This is a genomic window from bacterium endosymbiont of Bathymodiolus sp. 5 South (assembly GCF_900128535.1).
Lineage (GTDB): Bacteria > Pseudomonadota > Gammaproteobacteria > PS1 > Pseudothioglobaceae > Thiodubiliella.
On the sequence record NZ_FQTR01000079.1, the window covers coordinates 1 to 9120 of the forward strand.

Annotated in this window: 6 protein-coding genes; all 6 read right to left on the reverse strand. The window is 34.3% G+C overall.

Annotated elements, in window-relative coordinates; translation table 11 throughout:
* Nucleotides 1-101, reverse strand: a 101-nt coding sequence (locus BBROOKSOX_RS12480; RefSeq protein WP_139660588.1) for a citrate/2-methylcitrate synthase, incomplete at its 3' end; no start/stop codon positions are given.
* Nucleotides 102-273: 172 nt separating this feature from the next.
* Entirely contained in the window at nucleotides 274-1095 is an 822-nt protein-coding gene (locus BBROOKSOX_RS07565; RefSeq protein ID WP_139660589.1) for a hypothetical protein, read from the reverse strand.
* 2 nt (nucleotides 1096-1097) lie between these two features.
* On the reverse strand, nucleotides 1098-1988 hold the full coding sequence (locus BBROOKSOX_RS07570; RefSeq protein WP_139660590.1) for a DUF488 domain-containing protein: 891 nt from the start codon (nucleotides 1986-1988) through the stop codon (nucleotides 1098-1100).
* A 14-nt stretch (nucleotides 1989-2002) separates the two neighbouring features.
* Nucleotides 2003-5518 (reverse strand): Eco57I restriction-modification methylase domain-containing protein, encoded by a 3516-nt coding sequence (locus BBROOKSOX_RS07575; RefSeq protein ID WP_139660591.1) that lies wholly within the window; start codon nucleotides 5516-5518, stop codon nucleotides 2003-2005.
* 6 nt (nucleotides 5519-5524) lie between these two features.
* On the reverse strand, nucleotides 5525-8767 hold the full coding sequence (locus BBROOKSOX_RS07580) for a helicase-related protein (RefSeq protein ID WP_139660593.1): 3243 nt from the start codon (nucleotides 8765-8767) through the stop codon (nucleotides 5525-5527).
* Between the two features lie 9 nt (nucleotides 8768-8776).
* Nucleotides 8777-9120, reverse strand: a 344-nt coding sequence (gene erpA / locus BBROOKSOX_RS07585) for an iron-sulfur cluster insertion protein ErpA (protein ID WP_373896618.1), incomplete at its 5' end; no start/stop codon positions are given.

Genomic DNA, 9120 nt, shown 5'->3' on the forward strand with positions numbered 1-9120 from the left:
GAATATCCTCGATACGCCAAAATACCATTTTTGCCATCAATCGAAGAGATGGAGGATTCTGTTGCTGGAACGCCTGCTAAGCCTGGGATATATTCAATCATAAACAATAAGTTAAATGTTTAATAAAGATAAAAATTTTACGCTTTTATTGTAAGGTTATGGTTGCTTTATAACTAACTTGCTATTGATAAACTAAATTTTGGATAATTTTGATACGGTTTGGTGTTTTGGTGTTGTCTAAAATTATCAAGGTTTTTAAAAACACCCTTAATACTAAAATAAACCACTCTGCGATTCTTTTTGCGGATAAAAAACGCCAATAATAACAAAAGGATTGCTTGCCCAGCCGTGAAATTGCTTAGTTGTGCCTAAAAATAACAAGATTTCACAATTTTCAACAAATCCAAGATACTTATCTTTTACTTGCTGAACGGCTTTTTCTTCATCTCCCACACACCTTTGAAGACAAGTCCAATACAAAGCACCAATTTCCCAGTCTTCTATCATTAGAGTGGATTGTTTGCCATTAATATCTTCAAATTTATATGAAAATTTATAGGGTAGTTTATCCGCCAATTTCAACTCTTTTTTTACCTCTGCCTCTGTTTGAAAAAGCGAGAGTTGTTGTGCTTTTGCTTTTAAGGTAGCTAATTTTTCTGGGTTCCACTCTCTATCCACCTCTTCAACAATAAAATCAAGAATTCTGGTAGGTTTAAAAGTTGCTAAAGACAGTTTGTTATATTTGTTGGCTTTTTCAATTAAAACACTTAAATCATCATAAACATCGCCTCTATTAACAACCTCTTTACGCTTAAACCAATTTTGCTCCGTGCCCAATAATTCAACAACCTCCAAAGAGTCTAAATTTAAAACTTTATGGCTTTCTGGCCTAACATCAGAGGTATTAAGCTCTAAGTCCAGTTCTATCCACTGCCATTTTTTGTATTGTTGGTTTCTTTCTAACGCCCTAAAAGGCAATGGATAAATCCTAACCCAGCTGCCATCTTCTAAAAAACCAGCAGTACAAACCAATTCATTATATTTAGTGGATAAGGTTGGATAAGTTTTGACACTAATTAAAACCTTGGTTAGCATATTTACAGATGAATAGTTTGGGTATTGTGATGATTAGCAAGATAATCACTCACACAATGGCGATGGCATTCGTGATGCGATTTTTCAAAACAAGTAAGTGCAATTCTTTGATATTTTTTTTGTAATGCCAATACTTGATTAAGCGCTTCTTCTCTATCAGGCAGTGTGGTTTCGTATTCGTCAAACAATTTTTTATAAGATTCTTGAGAATCTAAATCCTGCCTTTTGTTAGACTCTATGCCCAGTTGCGGAATATGAATATAATCAATGCCCACTTTTGGCAATAGGTTATTGAGTGTTTTATAACTAAAGCCAAATTTACGACTTAATGGATTTTTGCGTACATCGCATAACAACTTGACATCGTTTTTAATGAGTTTGTTGATATAAGCCTCTAGACTAATGCCTTCATAGCCAAGCGTGTAAATTACAGTTGTATCTTTGGTTATTTTTGCTTGTTCTTTTTGAATCTTAGCTTGTTCTTCACTGTCGCACACTCTATTGATGATTTTGCTGTTAATAGCATAATAAGGATAATTTTTATACACAAAACCAATCAAATTATCGCCCGCCATTTGTCTGTGTTCTTTAGGGTATTTAAATAATTGGTTAGAATCCGCAGTTTTCATCCAAGCCATAGAGTTTTGCTCAAGCAGTTTTATCTTTTTATCAATAACTTCAACAAATCCTGCTTGCTCTAAGGTGTTAATATCTTGGTTGAGTTGAAGGGAATAACAACCGAATTGATAAGGAATAAATTCATAACCCATCGAGTGCTGCTGAGAAAATAAAAAGCTGTGTTTTTGTAGGTCGGTTTGACTAACGGCATGATTAATAACCCTAAGCAGACTTAATAAAAATCGTTGACGATAAAATGTTGGTTTAGTGCTCATAATTATAATTTTACTCAATCTTTGTCTTCAATAATTTTTATCTCATCGGCAGTAAGGTCATAAAGTTGATAAACCATCGTGTCGATTTTGGTTTCTAGGGCAGTGGTGTCTTTGCCGTTTTGCTTACCCTTAATAATTGTATCCGTTAATTTTTCAAAAGGAGTAGTGTCTTTAAGGTGGGTTAATTTTGGGAGTGGAAAAGTTTCAACATATCTTGGCTTAAATCTAAAATATCCATTTGCCAATATAGTTCCAGTTTGCTTTAAATACCACCATAAAAGTTGGGAATTGAAAATAGACATATAAAACCTGTAACTTTCCTTGATTTCAGGATATTTGATATATCCATATAAAGTTGTTGTTTGGTAAAACTCTCCATTTTTGTCGTGAGCAAAATTACCACCCAAAGATATATCGGGCTGAGTTATTTTCTCTTTATTGAACAAAATTAAATTTTTTGGATAAATGTATTTAAACCAATGGTCATCATTTTTTAACTTACCCTTCTCACGATTTCTTAAAACTGTTTCGCATTCTTTCAAGTAAATATAACCATTGGGGAATTTATTTTTTATATCAGCCTCGCTGTATAAAACAGCCTGATCTTTGTTGTTTTCATTCAGAATATAATAAGGAAAAATAACCACTTTATCGGCGTTGAGTGTTTCATATCGGTGCACATCGCAGCCTTTTAAAAGCGGTTTAACCAATCCTTTTTCAATCAATATTCGCTTGTTTAATTCTTTTGAATAGCATTCCAGTAGTTCGTTTTTTTCAACAACATCAGTTAAAAAATAAACACTGTCCTTGCTTGTGGCAATTCCTTGAAATATTTTTGCGAAAACATCGCTTACCTTAAGTGGCTGCTGACTTATTTTTTCTAAAATGTTGTGGGTTTGCCGATTCGTTAAAATCCAACTGTCATCACTCAGTTTTTGATTTTCAATTTTCGAAAAATCATCATCCGACAAACTTTTTAAATAGCACTCTAACTCTAAATTGGTTGTTAAGTTTTTCGTCAATTGGGTGTAGTTCAATTTTGAACATTGCATTTTATTAAACCACACCAAACTGGTGTAAGTTGACGCATTGAAAACCTGATAAGCATCGAATGAAATAAGTTTGTAAATATTGTTTTTGCTAACCTCTCTCAAACCTTTCCCAAAATCAGAATTAACCCATTTATGTGGCATTATGTAATTCAAAACACCTTTTTTGGACAATAAATTCAGCCCTATTTCCGTAAATAAAACATATAAATCGTAACTGCCTGTTGACGATTGGAAAATTGACTTATATTCTTTAGACACTTTTCTTTCTATGCCCTGCACTCTCATATACGGCGGATTGCCAATCACAATATCAAAGCCGTTTTTAATGCCAAACATCCACTCGGGGTCAAACCAATCCGAAACGGCGTTTTGATTATACAAATCCCAGTGCACGACTTTTTTCATGCTTTGTTCAATCTCTGGGCTGATACCTGTTGGCTTTAAAGTTTGTAACATTTGCTCACGAATGTCTTTGTCCTTATTGCGATATTTGCGTTTGGTTTTGAGGGTTTTAGCGGTGAAATAACTGTGTCTAGTTTCGGCTAATTCTTTTTGTAATACGGTAATATTTCCATCAAACAAACCTATTGTTTCTTCTTTTGGCGTTTCAATTTTCCCCAAAGGTAATAAGGTATTGGCAACAATAAACTTGGTTTCTAAATTCGGCAGGGCTTTGATGCCATAATTTTCTTTATCTTTATCAGCAGTTTGCTCAATAGTGAGACTGATAAAAAATCGCAGTTTGCAAATTTGAATGGCTATCGGCTGAATGTCTACGCCGTAAATACAATTTTCAATCAACATTAGTTTTTTACCATAGGCATTATATTTATTTGCCTCAGAAAAAATCTGCTTTATCGCATCAACGGTGGCATTTTTACTCACTTCATCAGTTATTAATTCGGCTTTAGTTAATTGTTGTTGTTTGAAGTGCTCATTCTCAAAGTCTATTTTGTCTAAAATAAAAACCAATCTTTGCAATATGCCCATCGGATAGGCACCCGAACCTACGGCAGGGTCTAGGATTTTTAGATTGTCAATGGCAATAATCACGCTTTTAATTTCTTGCTTATTGAAGGGGTTTTCACCCTCAACAAATAAAGTATCAATCCGGCTCTTGGTTAAATCGGTATGGGTTTTAAAATGCTGCTTGAGGCTCTCATCCACCATATAAGACACAATCTCTCTGGGTGTGTAAAAACTGCCTGTGGCTTTGCGGGCTTGCTCCCCCGTTTCTGGGTTATAAGTCGCCAGTAGATTTTCAAACACTTTACCGAGTAATTCAGGGTCAAGGGCAACATCGATATCGGTTGAAGTACTTTCCTCAACGGTAAATTGGTATTGATTGAATAAATCAATCAAGCCCAAATTCTTTTCATCATTATTAAAAAACAAATCATTGGAAAATTGCAATTCATTCTTTGGATTATCAGAAAAACCATCAATACGAATGGCGCTTTTAACAGGGCGGATGGCTTTGTCTTTATCGTATTGCTGTTTTTCTTCATCACTGGCCTCACGATCTAAACACTCAAATAAACCACCATTTAAAAACGGAGTTTGCTCAAATAATGCCATGATTTTTTGCTCATCTTTATCGATAAAATAATCTTGATAACGATAAATATTGGTGGCAAGATAATTAGTATTGTTGGCTTTGCCATTAGTAGTTCTACGAAAACTCCTGTTGTTTTTTTCCTCTGCAGTAATTTGACGATTTAGCGTAGCAAAAAATAAATTTTGTAAAATGGCTTTGTAAAAACTACTGTTTTTTTCATAAACAATCAGTTTTTTTAATTTTTCTAACTCAAATAAATCTTTATTGATTAAGTCTTTTTCTTTTAAAAACCATACGAATAAAATCCGTGTTAAGAGGCGGATTAAACTGCTTTGAGTGTGGTGGTTGTCGTTTTCATCATTGGGAAATGTAACTTTTTCTTGGGCTTTTTCGTACCAAATAAACAATTTTTGATAAAACTCTTGGCTAAGTCCCTCAACGGCAAAAGCGGTTTTTAAATCTTCTAAGGTGGAGTGTTTATTAAGCAGCTCAAATCGTTGTTGTGCAGTTCTTGTTTTTGCCCCCTTGCCAAAAAGATAAGTGTAGCGTTTACTGGCGGTTTGTTTTTTCTCAAAGCCCTTTTCGCCAAATTCATATTCAATGGCTATAAAACTAAAACGCCATTGTTCGTTGTCCTCGTCCACAAAAACTGCAATTGCACCATCAGCAGTACCTACTTTTTGAGCCACCATCTTACGCAAAGCCACTCGGTTTCGTTCGAGTTTGGTGTTGGGTTTAATATATATTTCAAAAACGGGTAATTTTTTGTCGTCTTTAACGGTAACAAATCCTAATTGCTCAAAACTTTTAATATCATTGTTATTGATTTTTATTACCTCAAGCAGCCCAGAAAAGTTAAATTTTTCCCTTAAAAAACTTAAATATTTTTCCTTGTTGTAGACTTGTTTTAAAAAATTCATTATTTTTTAGACATAAGATTGTGAGATGACAATCGTTGGTGTTATGTCGTTAGCATTCTCTTGCGTTATTTCCATTTCAATGTGGCTATTAACATCGTATTTGTTGATGATATTTAAGAGTCTTTCTAAAACAACCAGTGGCTTAATACCTTTGCTATTTTTTTCTAGTTTATTGATTTTTGTTACCAACGATTGGAAGCGTTTATTCTCAATTTGCTCAATGGCTTGTTTTAATTTTGCTTTTTCACCAGCATTGGCGTTTGGGAAGTTATCAAACGCTTTTAAGATGTTAATGGCTTTTTTTTCAGTGGTTGAGAGCAATTTATTGTTTGATTGATTGATGATATTTTTCTGTTCTACTTCAAACTCTGATAATGCTGATAATACTTGGGGGTAATGTTTGTCATGTAGTGCCTCGGCTTTGGTGTTGGGCGTGCATTTTAATAATTTAGCAGCATTGATAAAGCCGTAATTTTCAATCTCATCGTCCACCTTGTAAAAACGAGCACTGCCTTTATTTTTTGTGCGGGCAAAAACCAAGGTTTGTTGTTGCAATTTTTTATTTTTCACGCCGCATCTCACCTTGTTGGGCATATCCTTAATGCGTTTATATTCTTCTGGATTGCTTTCTCTAAAAGCTCTAATCTCTTCTAACAACGGGATAATTTCGTTTTTCTCTGCTTCAATGTTTTCATCAAAAATACCGTAAGTATCTACCACCTCATCAGTGGAATAAATTTGTGAATCCTCGCCTAGTGCACTGTGGAAAGCCTGCAGCTTAATCAATGCTTTTTTCTCTAAACCAATATCATCATTAATTTGTGCTGTAGGATAGAAATTATAAACAAAAATATGGCTTGCTATTTGTCCAATACGATTAACCCTACCAATTCTTTGCATGAGTTTGGTGGCGTTCCAAGGCGTGTCATAATTTATCACAGTATTGGCACGATGCAAATTAACGCCTTCGGCTAAAACATCAGTGGTTAAGATGATTTTATAATCATCCTTTTTCTCGCTGAATGCCACATTAGCATCAAAATTATGGCTAATGGTTTGTTTTAATTGGTTGCGGTTACTGGCACTAACCACCATGGTTTCTTCTTTATACTTGGTATTGGTTATTTTTTCTGATACATATTTCATTGTGTCTGTGCTTTCGGTAAAAATAACAATTTTTTGTTCTGGATTACTTTGTTTATCTAAAAAATTGGGTAATTTTTCTAAAAATATATCAATTTTTGGGTCTATGGTAACTTCATCCCATTCGGCTTTTAACGCTTTAAGCATCTCATGATCATGTTTAACGCCTGCAACAAATCCTGCTTCAAAATCCTCTGTGGTAGCGATAATAATACTGGGGTCGGTTAAAGATTCTCTGACTAATAATTCCATCAACTCCTCTTCTTTATCTTCTAAGATGTATTGACTAATGTTAATATTTGGAGCAATAATAATTGCATCATTATCAATCATCTTTAACATAATTTCAGATGATTGAATAAAACGATTAAGGGTTTCTTTAAAAGCATAAAAACTACTGTCCATTCTTTTTAGTAGTAAAGTTTTCATAATTGCCACTAAGCGTTCGGCAATAAATTCTGCTCTCATGTATTTTTGTTTTAATTCTGGCTTGAGATAATGTAGGGCACGATAACGCGTGTGTAATAATCCTGTGTCGTCTTGTTTTTTATTGTCTATTTTTTTGATGGTCTCATCGTATAAACGCTCTAAACTATCTTCTAATTGATAATAAATTGGCTCTGGTGGTGTGGTCTTAGGAAATATAACATTATGTTCCTCTAAGTCTTTTTTATAACGCACATTGTCCATCAAATCAGTGCGCGTTCTTCTCACCATCAATGGCACAATGACTCTTTCTCTAATTTCTTCATACAGCTGCCCAGTTTTTGCTCTTGCTTTGCTACTTTCTAGTTTTAGAATTTCTTTGTATTCTTTTTTGATGCGAGTGAAAAAACTACCCAGTGGAAAATCAAGCGTGGAATTATTACCATCTTGAAACAGCAAAATCTGATTGTATAAATCGTCAGGGCGATTGTTCAGTGGTGTAGCAGAAATAAGCATCACTTTTTTAACCTCATCTTCGTTATTTTTGGTTTTGCAAATTCTTTGCAATTCATCATATGCTTGAGCGGTATCGTTGCGGAATTTATGTGCTTCGTCAATAATTACCATATCATAATCTTTAGGGCTGGTTATTTTATGTAGACTGCCGTTAGTAAAAATTTTAACCTTGCCTCTAATTTCAAATTTAGTTAAAGTATCTTCCCAATTTTGCTTAAGTGCTGGCGGGACAATCAATAAAATAGTAGGATTATAAGCACGCCCGCCTAAAAATAAAAATTGCCTAGCGATTAGCGTGGCAACCATTGTTTTGCCTAGTCCAACAACATCCGAGAGAAAAAAACCATTGTGTTTCTTAAGCATCTCCCAGCCCTCATTTACTGCATCCATTTGATAAGACAACCTTTTAAACCCTTGGGGCAAATCTTTAATAGAGTTCGGGTCAAACTCAATCTCTTCACCAAAATACTCAATCAAACATTTTAAATAAAGTTCATAAGGGGTGATATTGTCTGATAAATGCGTTTTTTCTAAACTTTGTTGTGCAATACTTGGTAATATATCTACACCTTCAGCCCAAAGTTTTTCAAACTCATTAGTGGCAAATAACACCTCAGCATAATCATTAAGTAGCACATTAAACTCATAGTTAGATTTTTGATTAATACCTAGCCCCGCATCGGTTAAATTAGAGGATCCAGTAATGACGCTACTGGTAGTATGTTCGTTAAAATTATCAGGACGAAAAATATAAATCTTTGCGTGGATTTTTTGACTAGGATGGGCTTTTAATTTAACCTTGCCACTGAGTATATCATTGATAAATTGTTTAATACCCTCTTCGGTTTCTTCATCATAGTTAGCTTGTTGAATATCTCGGGCAAATGTCTCTTGCCAAGAATTTTCAATTTTTTCTTTGTCTTCTTGATAAATCAATCCTAATGCATTCATTTCTTTGGTGAGTTTATCAACATCTATACCCACTAAAATACGAATATTTGACACATTTTTTAAATGAGGACGAAGTTTGAAATAACCAGAAGAGCGAAAATAACCAACTAAAGCATCAAAATAACTGATATTCTTATTGTGTTCAAAAATACTTGAAAACTTACTAAAAAGTGTGTTTTTACCTTGATTAGTAAAAAACTTTGTTTTTGACATAAACCTTCTTTATACCGAAAAAGATGAGCCACACCCGCAAGTAGTTTTAGCATTAGGATTGTGAATAATAAAGCGAGAGCCTTGCAGGTCTTCTAGGTAATCAGCCGTTGCACCGATTAAATATTGATAACTCATTGGGTCAACGACCAACTGCACGCCGTTTTTTGCTACACCTGAATCGCCTTCTTTTTGTTTATCATCAAAAGTGAAACCGTAAGAAAAACCCGAACAACCGCCACCTGGCCCCCAAATTACGGCTTTATTTTTGAGACGATTTTCGATATAAGCACGCACATTTTTAACCTCACCGATCTCATCAAGCATATTCAAAACATCTTCATTGGCACCGCCAT

Coding starts and splice junctions, on each gene's coding strand:
- BBROOKSOX_RS07565 (WP_139660589.1), bottom strand. CDS start 1,095: ATGCTAACCAAGGTTTTAATTAGTGTCAAAACTTATCCAACCTTATCC.
- BBROOKSOX_RS07570 (WP_139660590.1), bottom strand. CDS start 1,988: ATGAGCACTAAACCAACATTTTATCGTCAACGATTTTTATTAAGTCTG.
- BBROOKSOX_RS07575 (WP_139660591.1), bottom strand. CDS start 5,518: ATGAATTTTTTAAAACAAGTCTACAACAAGGAAAAATATTTAAGTTTT.
- BBROOKSOX_RS07580 (WP_139660593.1), bottom strand. CDS start 8,767: ATGTCAAAAACAAAGTTTTTTACTAATCAAGGTAAAAACACACTTTTT.